Annotated in this window: 17 protein-coding genes; 14 read left to right on the forward strand and 3 right to left on the reverse strand. The window is 73.4% G+C overall.

Annotation, left to right across the window (positions count from 1 at the left end):
• Positions 1–62 precede the first annotated feature (62 nt).
• The 8 genes from ACFUJY_RS08775 (at position 63) to ACFUJY_RS08810 (ending at position 7,250) form a co-directional block, all read left to right on the forward strand.
• Positions 63–1,064 (forward strand): segregation and condensation protein A, encoded by a 1,002-nt coding sequence (locus ACFUJY_RS08775; RefSeq protein ID WP_383296556.1) that lies wholly within the window; start codon positions 63–65, stop codon positions 1,062–1,064.
• On the forward strand, positions 1,061–1,702 hold the full coding sequence (gene scpB / locus ACFUJY_RS08780; protein WP_383296559.1) for an SMC-Scp complex subunit ScpB: 642 nt from the start codon (positions 1,061–1,063) through the stop codon (positions 1,700–1,702). The genes ACFUJY_RS08775 and scpB overlap by 4 nt, the downstream gene beginning before the upstream one ends.
• Positions 1,702–2,868 carry a pseudouridine synthase gene (locus tag ACFUJY_RS08785; RefSeq protein ID WP_383296562.1) on the forward strand — a complete coding sequence of 389 codons (1,167 nt, stop codon included), beginning with the start codon at positions 1,702–1,704 and terminating at the stop codon, positions 2,866–2,868. The genes scpB and ACFUJY_RS08785 overlap by 1 nt, the downstream gene beginning before the upstream one ends.
• A gap of 125 nt (positions 2,869–2,993) precedes the next feature.
• On the forward strand, positions 2,994–3,644 hold the full coding sequence (gene pnuC, locus ACFUJY_RS08790) for a nicotinamide riboside transporter PnuC (RefSeq protein ID WP_383296564.1): 651 nt from the start codon (positions 2,994–2,996) through the stop codon (positions 3,642–3,644).
• On the forward strand, positions 3,641–4,720 hold the full coding sequence (locus ACFUJY_RS08795; protein ID WP_383296565.1) for an AAA family ATPase: 1,080 nt from the start codon (positions 3,641–3,643) through the stop codon (positions 4,718–4,720). The genes pnuC and ACFUJY_RS08795 overlap by 4 nt, the downstream gene beginning before the upstream one ends.
• Positions 4,717–5,451: an NUDIX domain-containing protein gene (locus ACFUJY_RS08800; RefSeq protein WP_383296568.1), complete on the forward strand. Its 735-nt coding sequence runs from the start codon at positions 4,717–4,719 to the stop codon at positions 5,449–5,451. The genes ACFUJY_RS08795 and ACFUJY_RS08800 overlap by 4 nt, the downstream gene beginning before the upstream one ends.
• Positions 5,448–6,464 (forward strand): ADP-ribosylglycohydrolase family protein, encoded by a 1,017-nt coding sequence (locus ACFUJY_RS08805; protein ID WP_383296571.1) that lies wholly within the window; start codon positions 5,448–5,450, stop codon positions 6,462–6,464. The genes ACFUJY_RS08800 and ACFUJY_RS08805 overlap by 4 nt, the downstream gene beginning before the upstream one ends.
• Positions 6,465–6,467: 3 nt before the next feature.
• Complete coding sequence (locus tag ACFUJY_RS08810; RefSeq protein ID WP_383296572.1) at positions 6,468–7,250, forward strand: DNA polymerase beta superfamily protein; 783 nt, start codon at positions 6,468–6,470, stop codon at positions 7,248–7,250.
• On the opposite strand, the gene ACFUJY_RS08815 is transcribed toward ACFUJY_RS08810, so the two are convergent.
• Positions 7,239–7,940: a DNA polymerase beta superfamily protein gene (locus tag ACFUJY_RS08815; RefSeq protein ID WP_383296574.1), complete on the reverse strand. Its 702-nt coding sequence runs from the start codon at positions 7,938–7,940 to the stop codon at positions 7,239–7,241. The two genes, ACFUJY_RS08810 and ACFUJY_RS08815, sit on opposite strands and share 12 nt — an antisense overlap.
• Before the next feature lie 130 nt (positions 7,941–8,070).
• Between ACFUJY_RS08815 and aroH the strand changes: the two genes are divergently transcribed.
• The 5 genes from aroH to der all read left to right on the forward strand — a co-directional run bounded on the left by aroH (position 8,071) and on the right by der (position 12,550).
• A complete protein-coding gene (gene aroH, locus ACFUJY_RS08820; protein ID WP_383296576.1) occupies positions 8,071–8,433 on the forward strand; it encodes a chorismate mutase in 363 nt (120 codons plus the stop codon).
• Positions 8,430–9,515 carry a prephenate dehydrogenase gene (locus tag ACFUJY_RS08825; RefSeq protein ID WP_383296579.1) on the forward strand — a complete coding sequence of 362 codons (1,086 nt, stop codon included), beginning with the start codon at positions 8,430–8,432 and terminating at the stop codon, positions 9,513–9,515. Before aroH ends, ACFUJY_RS08825 begins: the two co-directional genes overlap by 4 nt.
• A 125-nt stretch (positions 9,516–9,640) precedes the next feature.
• Positions 9,641–10,357 carry a (d)CMP kinase gene (cmk, locus tag ACFUJY_RS08830; protein ID WP_383296582.1) on the forward strand — a complete coding sequence of 239 codons (717 nt, stop codon included), beginning with the start codon at positions 9,641–9,643 and terminating at the stop codon, positions 10,355–10,357.
• Positions 10,354–11,016 carry a lysophospholipid acyltransferase family protein gene (locus ACFUJY_RS08835; RefSeq protein WP_383296584.1) on the forward strand — a complete coding sequence of 221 codons (663 nt, stop codon included), beginning with the start codon at positions 10,354–10,356 and terminating at the stop codon, positions 11,014–11,016. The genes cmk and ACFUJY_RS08835 overlap by 4 nt, the downstream gene beginning before the upstream one ends.
• Positions 11,017–11,080: 64 nt before the next feature.
• Positions 11,081–12,550: a ribosome biogenesis GTPase Der gene (der, locus tag ACFUJY_RS08840; RefSeq protein ID WP_383296587.1), complete on the forward strand. Its 1,470-nt coding sequence runs from the start codon at positions 11,081–11,083 to the stop codon at positions 12,548–12,550.
• A gap of 84 nt (positions 12,551–12,634) precedes the next feature.
• Here the strand turns inward: der and ACFUJY_RS08845 are convergent, their stop codons facing one another.
• Together ACFUJY_RS08845 and ACFUJY_RS08850 are read right to left on the reverse strand one after the other, a co-directional pair.
• The gene (locus ACFUJY_RS08845) at positions 12,635–12,970 is read right to left on the reverse strand and encodes a hypothetical protein (RefSeq protein ID WP_383296590.1); all 336 of its coding nucleotides are present in this window, start codon (positions 12,968–12,970) and stop codon (positions 12,635–12,637) included.
• Between the two features lie 152 nt (positions 12,971–13,122).
• On the reverse strand, positions 13,123–13,905 hold the full coding sequence (locus ACFUJY_RS08850) for a hypothetical protein (protein ID WP_383296593.1): 783 nt from the start codon (positions 13,903–13,905) through the stop codon (positions 13,123–13,125).
• 633 nt (positions 13,906–14,538) lie between these two features.
• On the opposite strand from ACFUJY_RS08850, the gene ACFUJY_RS08855 reads away from it, so the two are divergent.
• Positions 14,539–14,754: an I78 family peptidase inhibitor gene (locus ACFUJY_RS08855; protein WP_383296595.1), complete on the forward strand. Its 216-nt coding sequence runs from the start codon at positions 14,539–14,541 to the stop codon at positions 14,752–14,754.
• Positions 14,755–14,813: the final 59 nt, after the last annotated feature.

Below are 14,813 nucleotides of genomic sequence, written 5' to 3' on the forward strand. Positions count from 1 at the left end.
CCCGCCCCTTCCGTACGGGCCGCCGCCCGCCGCCGTAGCCCGCCCGCGCACCCTGGACCTCCATGCCGACACCCGACGAGCCCGCCCGCACCGCCCGCCGCCCCCTGGGGCGCGGGCCGGGGGCGGGGGGCCTGCCGGTGGAGACGCCGGCCCCGGCCGGCGCACCCGAGCCCGAAGCGGCCCCCGAAGCGCCGGCCTCCGGAACGCCGGGCCCCGAAGCACCGCCCCCCGAAGCACCGGCCTCGGCCGACGACGGCCGGTTCACCGTGCGGCTCGCGAACTTCGAGGGCCCCTTCGACCTGCTCCTCCAGCTGATCTCCAAGCACAAGCTGGATGTGACCGAGGTCGCCCTGTCCAAGGTCACCGACGAGTTCATGGCCCACATCCGGGCGATGGGCCCCGACTGGGACCTGGACCAGACCACCGAGTTCCTGGTGGTCGCCGCGACCCTCCTCGACCTGAAGGCCGCCCGGCTGCTCCCCGCGGCCGAGGTGGAGGACGAGGCGGACCTCGCGCTCCTGGAAGCCAGGGACCTGCTCTTCGCGCGGCTCCTCCAGTACCGCGCGTACAAGCGGGTCGCCGACATCTTCAGTGGCCGGCTCGAATCGGAGGGCCGCCGCTTCCCGCGTACCGTCGGCCTCGAACCGCACCACGCCGAGCTGCTGCCGGACGTCGTCATCAGCATCGGCGCCGAGGGCTTCGCCCGGCTGGCCGTGAAGGCGATGCAGCCGAAGCCCGCGCCGCAGGTGTACGTCGACCACATCCACGCCCCGCTGGTCAGCGTGCGCGAGCAGGCGGGCATCGTGGTCGCCCGGGTCCGCGAGGCGGGCGAGCTCAGCTTCCGGGCGCTGACCGAGGACGCGCCGGACACCCTCACCGTCGTCGCCCGCTTCCTCGCCCTGCTGGAGCTGTACCGGGAGAAGGCCGTCGCGCTGGACCAGGACGTGGCGCTCGGCGAGCTGGTGGTGCGCTGGGCAGGCGAGGCGGGGGCCGAGCCGGTCGTGACGGACGAATTCGACCAGGAGGCCACGGACGCCTCCGCACCCCCCGAGGAGACGCCATGACGGACCCCACCGGCTCCCCGGTCGCGGACCTCGCCCTCAAGCCCGCCCTGGAGGCCGTCCTCATGGTCGTGGACGAGCCCGCCACCGAGGAGCACCTCGCCAAGGTGCTGGAGCGCCCCCGGCGGGCCGTGGCCGCCGCGCTGCGGGAGCTGGCCGACGAGTACACCGTGCAGCGGCGCGGCTTCGACCTGCGGCTCGTCGCGGGCGGCTGGCGGTTCTACACCCGCCCCGAGTACGCGGCGGCGGTCGAGGGCTTCGTCCTGGACGGCCAGCACGCCCGGCTGACCCAGGCGGCGCTGGAGACCCTGGCGGTGGTCGCGTACCGGCAGCCGGTGAGCCGGTCGCGGGTCTCGGCGGTGCGCGGGGTGAACTGCGACGGGGTCATGCGGACCCTCCTCCAGAGGGGCCTGGTCGAGGAGGCGGGCACGGAACCCGAAACAGGTGCGATCCTGTACAGGACGACGAACTACTTTCTGGAGCGGATGGGCCTGCGTGGCCTGGATGAGCTCCCGGAGCTCGCGCCCTTCCTCCCCGAGGCGGACGCGATCGAGGCCGAGACGCCAGAGGGTGTGCCGTCGTTCGATCCGGACGCACCGGACACCCCGGAAACTCACGCAGACGACAAGACGGACTTTTGATGCGAAGCAGTGGCAGGAACAGCGGTAGCGGCGGCGGCAGGAGCGGCGGCAGCGGCGGGGGCTGGAGCGGCGGCCGGAACAACAGCGGCACCGGCAGGAACAGCAACCCGAACGCGCGGACCCCCCGCTCGGAGCGCGACGACCGCCGGAACGAGGAGCGCCCTCGCAAGCCCAGGCCCGAGGAGCGCCGCTACGACGTGGGCTCCGACAAGCCCGGCACCGGCGGCGGAGTCCGCAAGGGCCGCGGCGCCGCGGCCCGGGGCGGGGCCAAGGGCGGTCCGAAGAGCCCGCAGGGCGGCGGCGCGAAGGGCGGCGCCCGGCGCGGCCCGTACGGCGCCCCGGCGCGCCCGCGCGAGCTCGACGCCAAGATCGAGCAGCGCAACCGCGAGCGGTACGCGAACAAGCCCGAGATCAAGACCCCCAAGACGCACCCGGGCGCCGAGCAGGAGGGCGAGCGGCTGCAGAAGGTCCTGGCCCGGGCCGGCATGGGCTCGCGCCGCGCCTGCGAGGAGCTGATCGAGCAGAGCAGGGTCGAGGTCAACGGCGAGATCGTCGTCGAGCAGGGCATGCGCGTCGACGTGCACAAGGACGAGATCAAGGTCGACGGGCTGACCGTCGCCACCCAGTCCTACCTGTTCTTCGCGCTGAACAAGCCGGCCGGAGTCGTCGCCTCCATGGAGGACCCGGACGGGCGCCAGTGCCTCGGCGACTACGTCACCAACCGCGAGACGCGGCTCTTCCACGTCGGCCGGCTGGACACCGAGACCGAGGGCATCATCATGCTCACCAACCACGGCGAGCTGGCCCACCGTCTCACCCACCCCCGGTACGGCGTGAAGAAGACGTACCTGGCGGCCATCCAGGGCCCCCTCCCGCGCGACCTGGGCAAGCGGCTCAAGGACGGCATCCAGCTGGAGGACGGGTACGCCCGCGCCGACCACTTCCGCGTGGTGGAGAACACCGGCAAGAACTACCTGGTCGAGGTGACCCTGCACGAGGGCCGCAAGCACATCGTGCGCCGCATGCTGGCCGAGGCGGGCTTCCCCGTCGACCGGCTGGTGCGCACCGGCTTCGGCCCGATCGCGCTGGGCGACCAGAAGTCGGGCTGGCTGCGCCGGCTCACCAACACCGAGGTGGGCATGCTGATGCGCGAGGTCGGCCTGTAGCCGCCCCCCGCCACGCACGAGGCCCGCGGCCGGTTCCCCGGAATGTCCCGGAGAGGAACCGGCCGCGGGCCTTTCGCATGCCCGGCCGAACCTTTATAGTCACAGTGACTATTAAGGAGGCGGGCGTGAGTCTCGCGGACATACTCGATCCCCTGCAACAGCCCCTGGTGACGGTCCTGGACACGCCGGTCAGCTGGACCGAGGTGCTGGGCTTCGGCAGCGGCGCGCTGTGCGTCTGGCTCGTGGCCCGCCAGCACCTCGCCAACTGGCCGATCGGCATCGCCAACAACCTGTTCTTCATCCTGCTGTTCACCCAGTCCGGCCTGTACGCCGACGCCGGACTCCAGATCGTCTTCATCGCCCTCGCCGCCTACGGCTGGTGGACCTGGACCCACGGGGGTGGACCAGGGACGGACCTGCCGGTGCGGCGCACCACGCGCACCGAGTGGACCGCGCTGCTCGCGGCGGGGGCGGTGGGGGCCGTGGCGCTGACCGTCCTGCTCGACCGGGCGACCGACTCGACCGTTCCGTTCTGGGACGCGCTCACGACCGCGCTGTCGCTCGCGGCGACCTACGGGCAGTGCCGCAAGCTGGTCGAGTCCTGGTGGCTGTGGATCGCCGCCGACCTCGTGTACATCCCGCTGTACGCGTACAAGGAGCTGTACCTGACCTCGCTGCTGTACGCCGGCTTCCTCACGCTGTGCCTGATCGGCCTGCGCAACTGGCGCCGCGACCTCGCCCCGTCCGCCCCGCGACCCGCGGAGACCCTCGCATGAAGCGCTACCCGCACGGGCTCGTGCTCGGCAAGTTCTACCCGCCGCACGCCGGCCACCACCACCTCGTCCGCACCGCCGCCGCCCGCTGCGAACGGCTGACCGTCCTGGTCTGCGCCGCGTCGGTGGAGTCCGTCCCGCTCGCCGACCGGGTCGACTGGATGCGGCAGGCGCACCCCGACGTCACGGTGGTCGGCGCCGTCGACGACACCCGCATGGACCTGCACGACCCGGCGATCTGGGACGCCCACATGGCCGTCTTCACCGCCGCGGTGCCCGAGCGGGTGGACGCCGTCTTCACCTCGGAGTCGTACGGGGACGAACTGGCCCGCCGCTTCGGCGCCGAGTCCGTCTGCGTCGACCCCGACCGCACCGCCCACCCCGTCTCCGGCACCGCCGTCCGCGCGGACCCGGCCGGCTGCTGGGGCTTCCTCGAAGCGCCGGTGCGGGCCGCGCTCGCCCGCCGCGTCGTCGTCCTCGGCGCCGAGTCCACCGGCACCACCACGCTGGCCCGGGCGCTCGCCGCCCACTACCGGCAGCGCGGCGGGGTCTGGGCGCACACGGGGTACGTGGCCGAGTACGGGCGCGAATTCAGCGAGCGGAAGCTGGCCGAGTTGCGCGAGCGGTGGCCCAGGGCCCAGTGGGAGGACGTCACCCTCTCCACCCACGACTTCCCGCACATCGCCGAGGTCCAGAACGCCCGGGAGGAGGCGGCCGCCCGCACCGGCTCGCCGGTGCTCGTCTGCGACACGGACTCCTTCGCGACGACCGTCTGGCACGAGCGGTACGTGGGCGGGCGCAACCCCCTCGTCGAGCGCGTCGCGGACCGGACCCGCCACCACCTGTGGCTGCTCACCCGCCACGAGGGCGTCGCCTTCGAGGACGACGGGCTGCGCGACGGCGAGGAGCTGCGGCCCTGGATGACCGAGCGGTTCCGGGCCGAGCTCACCCGTACCGGCCGGCCCTTCATCGAGCTGACCGGCAGCCCCGAGGCGCGCCTCGCCCGTGCGGTCGAGGCCGTCGACGCGCTGCTCGCCGAGGGCTGGGACTTCGCCGCGCCCCTCCCGGAGCGCCGATGAGCGCCGCCGCCCCCGAGGACTACGATCCGAGCGCCTTCGAGCCGTTCGCGGTCACCGTGGACCTGGCGGTCTTCACGGTCCGCGAGTCCCGGCTGCACGTCCTGCTGGTCGAGCGCGGCGAGGAGCCGTACAAGGGCCACTGGGCGCTCCCCGGCGGCTTCCTGCTGCCCTGGGAGTCCGCCGGGGCCGCCGCCCGCCGCGAGCTGGCCGAGGAGACCGGGCTGAGCGAGGACACCGTCTCCGGCCTCCACCTGGAACAGCTGCGCACCTACAGCGACCCGGACCGCGACCCCCGGATGCGCGTCGTCTCCGTCGCCCACACCGCCCTCGTCCCGGACCTCCCCGAGCCGCGCGGCGGCGGCGACGCGGCGGGCGCGCGCTGGTGGGACGCGGCCCGGACGGGCCCCCTCGCCTTCGACCACGACCACATCCTCGCGGACGCCCGCAACCGCGTCGGCGCAAAGCTGGAGTACACCTGCCTGGCCACCGCGTTCTGCCCGCCGCACTTCACCCTGGGCGAGCTGCAACAGGTCTACGAGACGGTCTGGGGCGTCGAGCTGGACCGCCCCAACTTCCGCCGCAAGGTCCTCGCCACACCGGGCTTCGTACAGCCCGCGGAGGGCGCCCCGCGCCGCACCGGCGGCCGGGGCAAACCGGCCGCCCTCTACCGCGCGGGCGACGCCACCGCACTCCACCCCCCGCTCCTGCGACCGGAAGGACGGCAGGCATGACGACCACCCGTACGAAGAGGGCCGCGACCGGCGCGCTGCTCGGGCTCGCGCTCGGCGACGCGCTGGGCTTCCCCACCGAGTTCAACGACGTGCCGTCGATCCTCGCCAAGTGCGGGCCCTGGCGGGAGATGGAGCTGCCGAAGCCGGCCTTCGTCACCGACGACACCCAGATGACCCTGGCGCTGGGCCGCGGCCTGCGCACCGCCATGGGCCGGGGGCCGCTCACCGGGCTCCGGCTGGCCCGCCCGGTGCGCGAGGAGTACGTCGACTGGTACCACTCGCCCGACAACAACCGCGCCCCCGGCCGCACCTGCCTGGAGGCCTGCGCACTCCTCGACGGCGACCGCGCCTGGCAGGAGGCCAGCCGGACCGGCTCCAAGGGCTGCGGCGCCAACATGCGCGTCGCGCCCGTCGGACTCGCACCCGGCCTCACCGACGAGCAGCGCTCCGGCGCCGCCCAGCTCCAGTCGGCCCTGACCCACGGCCACCCGACCGCGCTCGCCGCCTCCGACCTGACGGCCCGTGCGGTGTACCTGCTGGCCCGGGGGACCGAACCGCTCGGCCTGATCGGCCAACTCCGCTCGTACGCGTACGAGAACCGCGAGCGCTACCTCGACCGGTGGCTCGGCGACCTCTGGCGCCACACGCACGACGCCTCGCCCGAGGCGTACATCAGCCGGGGCTGGGACGAGTGCCTGGCCGCGCTGGAGACCGTCCGGGACGCCCTGCGCGACCCCTCACCGGAGACCGACCCCTGCGAGCGGACGGGGGACGGCTGGATCGCCGAGCACGCCCTCGCCACCGCCCTGCACTGCTTCCTCCTCTTCCCGGACGACCCCGTCACCGCCCTGCGCCGCGCCGCCTGCACCCGGGGCGACTCGGACTCCATCGCCTGCCTGACCGGCGCCCTGGCCGGGGCGCACCTGGGCCCGGACGCCTGGCCGGCCGCGTGGGCGGAGCGCATCGAGTACCGGGGCGAACTGCTGGAGCTCGGGGCGCTCTGGGACGCTTGAGCCATGCCCTCGCACACCACGCTCCTCCAGGAGGCCGGTCTCCCGGTCACCGACCTCGGCCCGGTCCTCGCCGGTGAACCCCACCCGCTGCTGTTCGCCACGGTCTCCGGGGCGCACCTGTACGGCTTCCCGTCCCGGGACTCGGACGTGGACATGCGCGGGGTGCATCTGCTGCCGGCCGAGGACCTCGTGGGGCTCCGGGAGCCCGAGGAGACCCGCACGCGGATGTGGGACCGGGACGGGGTGGAGATGGACCTCGTCACGCACGACCTGCGCAAGTTCGTCCGGCTGATGCTCAAGCCGAACGGCTACGTGCTGGAGCAGCTGCTCTCGCCGCTGGTCGTGCACACCACCCCGCTGCACGCCGAACTGGTGGCCCTCGCCCCGCAGGTCCTCACCCGCCATCACGCCCACCACTACCGGGGGTTCGCCAACACCCAGTGGCGGCTCTTCGAGCGCACCGGTGAGCTCAAGCCGCTGCTGTACACCTTCCGGGCGCTGCTCACCGGAATCCACCTGATGCGCAGCGGTGAGGTGCTGGCCCACCTGCCGGCGCTCCTCGCGCGGGTGGAGGCCCCCGGCTACCTGCCCGGCCTGATCGAGGCCAAGGCGGAAGCCGAGCACGGGGGAGCGGACGCCGTGGACGCGGCGGCGGTGGGCCGGGACGTCGAGGTGCTGCACGGGGTGCTCGACGCGGCGCAGGAGGCGTCGGAGCTTCCGGACGGGGCGGGCGGCTTCGACGCGCTTCACGGCCTCGTGGTGCGCACCCGGCTCTCAGGACGCTGAGGCCAGCGCCGACGCCCGGCGCGTGCGGACGAGGAAGGCCTCGACACGCGCCCGGTCCGGCTCGGGAGGCAGCGGGGAGGTGTCCGCCGCCTCGTCGTTCTCGGCGGCGAGGCGGGTCATGCGGCGCTCGACCTCCGGCCACGGGACCTCGCCGCGCCGGACCGCCAGGAGGGCTTCGCGGGCCTCGCCCACCTCGACCGTCAGTTCGCCGGTGCGCAGCAAATCCCGGCAGCTGCCCAGCAGCCGCAGCAGGTGCATCGCGTGCTTCCAGCGCGGGGCGCCGTACTGGCGGACGTCCGCCTCCAGCTTGCGGCGCTGGGCCAGGGCATAGCGGACGAACGAGTCGTGCGCCCGGCGGGAGAGGAAGGCGCCGCGCAGGGAGAGCAGTTCCCGGCCGGTGTCGTCCACGTGCTCCACGAGCGGCGAGTGCAGGCACTCCAGCACGTTCGGGTTGGCGCGCAGGGCCAGCTCGCAGAAGCGTTCCAGCTCCCAGGAGAACTGCTCGTCCGCCGGGCCCTCGATGTGCGTGGGCGGCTTCTCGAAGCGCCAGAACAGCGGGGTCGGTGCCAGGAACACGCCCCGCCGGTCGGTGTCGCTGGTCTCGGTGGCGAGACCGAAGGCGCGCGACCCCGTCACACAGGAGTAGACCGTGTGGCGGCGTACCAGGTCCTCGTCGGTCGGCGTGATCATGCCGGGAGGGTACGCGAGGGACGGGCGCGGGCGCGTCTCATAAAAAAGGGCGGGCGGGCACCGGACCCCGCCCGCCCCTCTACGCTGATCGCATACGCAGGAAGCGGTACGGACGAGCAAGGAGCACGACGTGGCGGTACGAGCGGTCCGGGGCGCCGTCCAGCTGGACCGGGACGAGGCCGGGCACATGCGCGAGCGGGTCGGCGCCCTGCTCATCACCGTGCTCGAACGCAACGAGCTCGTCGCGGACGACCTCATCAGCATCTGGTTCACGGCCACGACCGACCTGCACAGCGACTTCCCGGCCGCCGCCGCGCGCTCCATCGGGATCGTCGACGTACCGCTGATCTGCGCCCAGGAGCTGGACGTCGAGGGGGCCATGCCCCGGGTGGTCCGCATCCTGGCGCACGTCGAGACCTATCTGTCCAAGGCCGAGATCAACCACGTCTACCTCGGCGCCACCGCCGCCCTGCGCAAGGACATCGCCCAGTGAGAACCGCCGTCGTCATCGGTACCGGCCTCGTCGGGACCTCCGCGGCCCTCGCCCTCGCGGGCCGGGGCGTCACCGTCCACCTGGTCGACCACGACCCCGAGTCCGCCAGGACCGCCGCCGCGCTCGGCGCCGGTACGGACCAGCCGCCCGAGGGACGGGTCGACCTGGCGGTCGTCGCCGTGCCGCCCTCCCACACCGCGACCGTGCTCGCCGCCGCCATGCGCGACGGGGTGGCCCGCGGCTACCTCGACGTCGCCAGCGTGAAGGGCGGCCCGCGCCGCGAGCTGGAGGCGCTGGGGGCGGACCTCACCCCGTACATCGGCTCGCATCCCATGGCCGGCAAGGAGCGCTCCGGGCCGCTCGCCGCGACCGACGACCTCTTCGAGGGGCGGCCCTGGGTGCTCACCCCGACCCGGGACACCGACACCGAGGTGCTGAACCTCGCGCTGGAGCTGGTCGCGCTGTGCCGGGCCGTCCCGGTCGTCATGGACGCCGACGCCCACGACCGGGCCGTCGCGCTCGTCTCGCACACCCCGCAGCTGATCTCCTCGATGGTCGCGGCGCGGCTCCAGGACGCCGACGAGAGCGCGGTGCGGCTGTGCGGGCAGGGGATAAGGGACGTGACCCGGATCGCGGCCTCCGACCCGGGCATGTGGGTGGAGATCCTGTCCGCCAACCCCGGTCCCGTCGCCGACGTCCTCGCCGGCGTCGCCGCCGACCTGGAGGAGACGGTCACCGCGCTGCGCAGGCTCCAGTCCGACGACGAGGAGAAGCGGCGGGCGGGCACCGAGGGCATCCGTGACGTCCTGAGCCGGGGCAACGCGGGCCGGGTCCGGGTGCCAGGCAAGCACGGCGCCGCCCCGGCCGCGTACGAGACGGTCGCCGTCCTGATCAGCGACCGGCCCGGCGAGCTGGCCGCCATCTTCGCCGACGCGGGCCGGTCCGGGGTCAACATCGAGGACGTGCGCATCGAGCACGCCAGCGGCCAGCAGGCCGGTCTCGTCCAGCTCATGGTCGAGCCCAGCGCCGCCCCCGGCCTGGCCGCGGCCCTCCGCGAGCGGGGCTGGTCGATCCGGCAGTAGGAACCGTGCGACCATGGCCGGTCGCACACTTGTCCACAGGGGTGACCGGACCCGTCCCCGCACTCGGTAACCTTGTGCGGGGCGGGTTCACGCGTCCCGTCCAGCCCGCCCCGAGCACCAGGAAGGTGTCCACCACCGTGGAAACCGTAAGCGCCGCCGTCCGGACCGCCCCGGCCGCAGTGATCGTCGCCATCGACGGCCCCTCCGGCACCGGCAAGTCCAGCACCTCCAAGGCCGTCGCCGCCCAGCTCGGCCTCAGCTACCTGGACACCGGCGCCCAGTACCGCGCCATCACCTGGTGGATGCTGAACAACGGCATCGACGTGCAGGACGCCGCGCAGGTCGCGACCGCCGCCGCCAAGCCCGTCATCGTCTCCGGCACCGACCCGGCCGCCCCGACGATCACCGTCGACGGCGAGGACGCCTCCGGTCCGATCCGCACCCAGGAGGTCACCTCCAAGGTCAGCGCCGTCAGCGCCGTCCCCGAGGTGCGCACCCTGATCACCGAGCTCCAGCGCACCATCGCCGCCGAGGCGGAGAGGGGCATCGTGGTCGAAGGCCGCGACATCGGCACCACCGTGCTGCCCGACGCCGACATCAAGATCTTCCTCACCGCCTCGCCGGAGGCCCGTGCCGCCCGTCGCAGCGGCGAGGTCAAGGGCTCCGATCTCGCCGCCACCAAGGAGGCGCTGATCAAGCGGGACGCCGCGGACTCCGGCCGCAAGACCTCTCCGCTCGCCAAGGCGGCCGACGCGGTCGAGGTGGACACCACCGAGCTGACGCTCCAGCAGGTCATCGAGTGCGTCGTCACCCTCGTCGGGGAGAAGCGGGCCGCGAAGTGACCGATACCACGAGCGCGCCCTCGCCGCGTGGTGCGGCGGTCGGGCGCGGCATCGGGATCGGGCTGATGTACGGGCTCTTCCGGCCCCGGGTCCTCGGTGCCTGGCGGGTCCCGGCCTCCGGACCCGTCATACTCGCGGTGAACCACTCGCACAACATCGACGGGCCGATGCTGATGGGCACCGCGCCCAGGCCCGTCCACTTCCTGATCAAGAAAGAGGCGTTCGTCGGCCCCCTGGACCCGTTCCTGCGCGGAATCGGGCAGCTGGAGGTGGACCGTACGACCGCCGACCGCACCGCCATCACCCGCGCGCTCGGCGTGCTGGAGGACGGTGGGGTGCTCGGGATCTTCCCCGAGGGCACCCGGGGCGACGGAGACTTCGCCTCGCTGCGCGCCGGGCTCGCGTACTTCGCGGTGCGCAGCGGGGCGCCGATCGTCCCCGTGGCCGTCCTGGGAAGCACCGAGCGCCGCGGACGGTTGATATCGGCACTGCCGCCGCTGCGCAGCCGTGTGGACGTCGTCTTCGGAGAACCCTTCGAAGCCGGTGATCGCAGAGGCAGGCGTACGCGCAAGGCGCTGGACGAGGCCACGCTGCGCATCCAGGCCCGGCTCACCGGCCACCTGGAGCACGCCGGGCGCCTCACCGGGCGCACCGGGTAAGACTTGAGTAGTGGACCGCGCGCTGCGTGGTCCATCGATGATGATGCAAAGAGGAACGGACTTCATGAACGACCAGATTCACTCCGGCGGCTCGGACCACGAGCACGGGGAGCTTGGCGATGCCGAGTACGCGGAGTTCATGGAGCTCGCCGCGCAGGAGGGGTTCGACCCCGAGGAGGTCGAGGGCGCGCTGGACGAGGCCGGTCACGGACCGCTCCCCGTCCTCGCCGTCGTCGGCCGGCCCAACGTCGGCAAGTCGACCCTGGTGAACCGGATCATCGGCCGCCGCGAGGCCGTCGTCCAGGACAAGCCGGGCGTCACCCGCGACCGCGTCACCTACGAGGCCGAGTGGGCCGGCCGCCGCTTCAAGGTCGTGGACACCGGCGGCTGGGAGCAGGACGTCCTCGGCCTGGACGCCTCCGTCGCCGCCCAGGCGGAGTACGCGATCGAGACGGCCGACGCGGTGGTCTTCGTCGTGGACTCCACCGTCGGCGCCACCGACACCGACGAGGCCGTCGTCAAGCTGCTGCGCCGGGCCGGCAAGCCCGTCGTGCTCTGCGCCAACAAGGTCGACGGGCAGAGCGGCGAGGCGGACGCCACCGCCCTCTGGTCGCTCGGCCTCGGCGAGCCGCACCCGGTCTCCTCGCTGCACGGCCGCGGCACCGGCGACATGCTGGACGCTGTCCTGGAGGCCCTGCCCGAGGCCCCGCCGCAGTCCTTCGGCACGGCCGCCGGCGGACCGCGCCGCATCGCGCTCATCGGCCGCCCGAACGTGGGCAAGTCCTCGCTGCTGAACAAGGTGGCCAACGAGGACCGCGTCGTCGTCAACGAGCTGGCGGGCACCACCCGTGACCCGGTGGACGAGCTCATCGAGCTGGGCGGCGTCACCTGGAAGTTCATCGACACCGCCGGCATCCGCCGCCGCGTCCACCTCCAGGAGGGCGCGGACTACTACGCGTCGCTGCGCACCGCCGCCGCCCTGGAGAAGGCCGAGGTCGCGGTCATCCTGATCGACTCCAGCGAGACGATCAGCGTCCAGGACCAGCGCATCGTGACCATGGCCGTGGAGGCGGGCCGCGCCGTCGTGCTCGCCTTCAACAAGTGGGACACGCTGGACGAGGAGCGCCGCTACTACCTGGAGCGCGAGATCGAGACGGAGCTCGCGCAGGTCGCGTGGGCCCCCCGGGTCAACGTCTCGGCCCGCACCGGCCGCCACATGGAGAAGCTGGTCCCGGCGATCGAGACCGCGCTCGACGGCTGGGAGACCCGCGTCCCGACCGGCCGGCTCAACGCCTTCCTGGGCGAGATCGTCGCCGCCCACCCGCACCCGGTCCGGGGCGGCAAGCAGCCCCGCATCCTGTTCGGCACCCAGGCGGGCACCAAGCCGCCGCGCTTCGTCCTCTTCGCCTCCGGCTTCCTGGAGCACGGCTACCGGCGCTTCGTGGAGCGCCGCCTGCGCGAGGAGTTCGGCTTCGAGGGCACCCCGATCCACATCTCGGTCCGGGTCCGCGAGAAGCGGGGCCGCAAGAAGTAGTCCCGTACCGGGCGCGCGAAGGCTCACGCGACAGCCCCGGACCGCTCGGTGACCGAGCGGTCCGGGGCTGTCGCGTACGGGAGGTCAGGCGTCCCGTGAGCCGGGCGGCAGCGCCGCCGGCCGGGCGCGCCCCGCGTGGCGGCCCACCCGCTGCCAGCCGCCGAGGCTCCCGGAGCGGCTGCCCGTGCCGGAGCGGTCGCCGGGCGCCGTCACCGTACCGCCGGGCGAGGAGTGGCCCGAGTGGCCGCGCAGCGGGGCGCGCGAGCCGAAGAGGCCGAGGCCGAGCGCCTGGAGGCCCAGACTCTCCTCGCCGCTCCGGTCCCCCGGCAACGCCCGGAACGAGCGGCGGTACTCGGAGTACAGCGCGTCGTAGATCGGGGTGTGGGACGGGCCGCCCGAGGGGTCCTGCGCGGGACGCATGGCAGGGATCGGGCTCGGACGCTGGTGGGAGGGGTCGTATGAGTGCACGTAGGTGCCAACGACCTCGTCGGCCGTCGGATGCGGGCCCGCCGCGGAAACACCCGTCGGACAGACAACTGTTCGCCGCCGGCGCTCCGGATGCGCGGTCACGGTCAGGTCCCGGCCAGCGGCATGGCGGCGGCGACCAGCAGCCCGGCGGCCGACGCCTTCTCCAGGGCCTCGCGCAGCAGGTCCTCGCGGGGCTGCTGGCCGATCGAGCCCGCCGGGGCGGCGTAGACCAGCACGGTCTGGGACTTGTTGGCGGCGGTCCGCCAGCCCTCGGTGACCTGGAGCGGCGCGTGCGCCTGCCACCAGGCGACCGGGGTGCCGCCCCCGGTACCGGGCTGGAGCACGGCGTGCAGCTGGCCCATGGCGAGCAGGATCGACCAGCCGTGCAGCACCTCCGGCACCTGCTCCATGCGGTCGACCGGCCGGAAGCCCTGTTCCAGGAGGAGCTGGAGGAACTGGTCGCCGTCCCGGCCGTCCGTCCCGGGGCGGGCGATCGCGCCGGTCGGCTCGACGACCAGGGCCGGGTGGAGCTCGTCGTCGATCAGGACGAGGCCGCTGGTGATGCCGAGGACGGCCTGCTCGGGGACGACCCGCTCCGGCTCGCCCCGGTCGCCGGCGGTGATGCTCCGGACGGCACCCTGGAGCTGTTCCTCGGCGACCTGGACCACCTGCGAGGGGATGCAGCTGGCGTGCGCGAAGGCGAGCACGGCGGTCTCGTCGCCGACGAAGAGCACCGTGCTGGTGCGCTCCTGCTCGGAGTCGCCGGGGGTGCGGCAGGAGGTGCAGTCGTAACTGCCCGGGGCGTTGTCGCCGACGAGCAGCCGGTCGGCTTCGGCGTCGCCGATCTCGGCGCGTACGTCCTCGCTGACGTCGAGCATGCGCGGCACGGGTGGCTCCTCGAACTCGGTACGTGCGCCGGGCGGTTCCCGGCTCAGAGATGACAACGGGCGAGTCGCTGCCGGGGTCACGCGGGAAGCCGTACGGAATCGGGCCCGGGCGCGCCGGGAGGGTGGGGATCATCCGACAAAGAGGGAGAAAGCCGCCCGCCCGGGGCGGGTGTGGAGGGGCGCGCGCGGGGCAGGCGCGGGGCGTGGGCCGCTGCCCGGCCGCGTGCCGGAATGCGCGGAACCGGGTTGTCCGCTATACGGTCCCGTGGCCCCGGGTGGGCCCGTCCGATGGTATGTCTGTCGGCCCTCCGGGATAAGGGTGCGATAAGGGACGGTGAATTACCGGCGAAGCCCGTCTTTGCGGAACGTTTTCCCGTAGAGAATTCAACCTCGCCCCGAGGTGGAAATCGCGCTCGTTTTCCCCTCTTCCGGAGCCCGGTCCGATGATCGTTCACCGGCCTGTGCGATTACTGTGCGTCCGGTTGTGAATCGCACGTTCGGGTGAAGGGCGTGCGGGGAACGGGTGTCGGAATCCTGTGACACAAGTGTGACCGGTGAGCGACATGAGGATGCCGTGTGCCCGCGCGCGGCCCCCGCTACCGCCTCCGCCGCCGGGCGCCTACGGTGAGAGGTATGGCACCCCTACCGACTCCCCCCGCCCAGCCCGACGACGCCACCGGCGCTTACGTGGGGCTCTCCGCAGAGACCGCCGAGCAGCGGGCCCGGGAGCGCGGCTGGTCCACCGTGCGGGCCCTGCCGCCGGGCACGGTCATCACCATGGAGTTCCAGGCGGGCCGGATCAACTTCGAGGTCGACGGCGGCGTCGTCAGGCGCTGCTGGACCGGCTGAGCCGTCCGTGCCGTACGCGTGAGGGGCCCCGACCGGACGTGGTCGGGGCCCCTCACGCG

It is taken from the genome of Streptomyces sp. NPDC057249 (assembly GCF_042669245.1).
GTDB lineage: Bacteria > Actinomycetota > Actinomycetes > Streptomycetales > Streptomycetaceae > Streptomyces.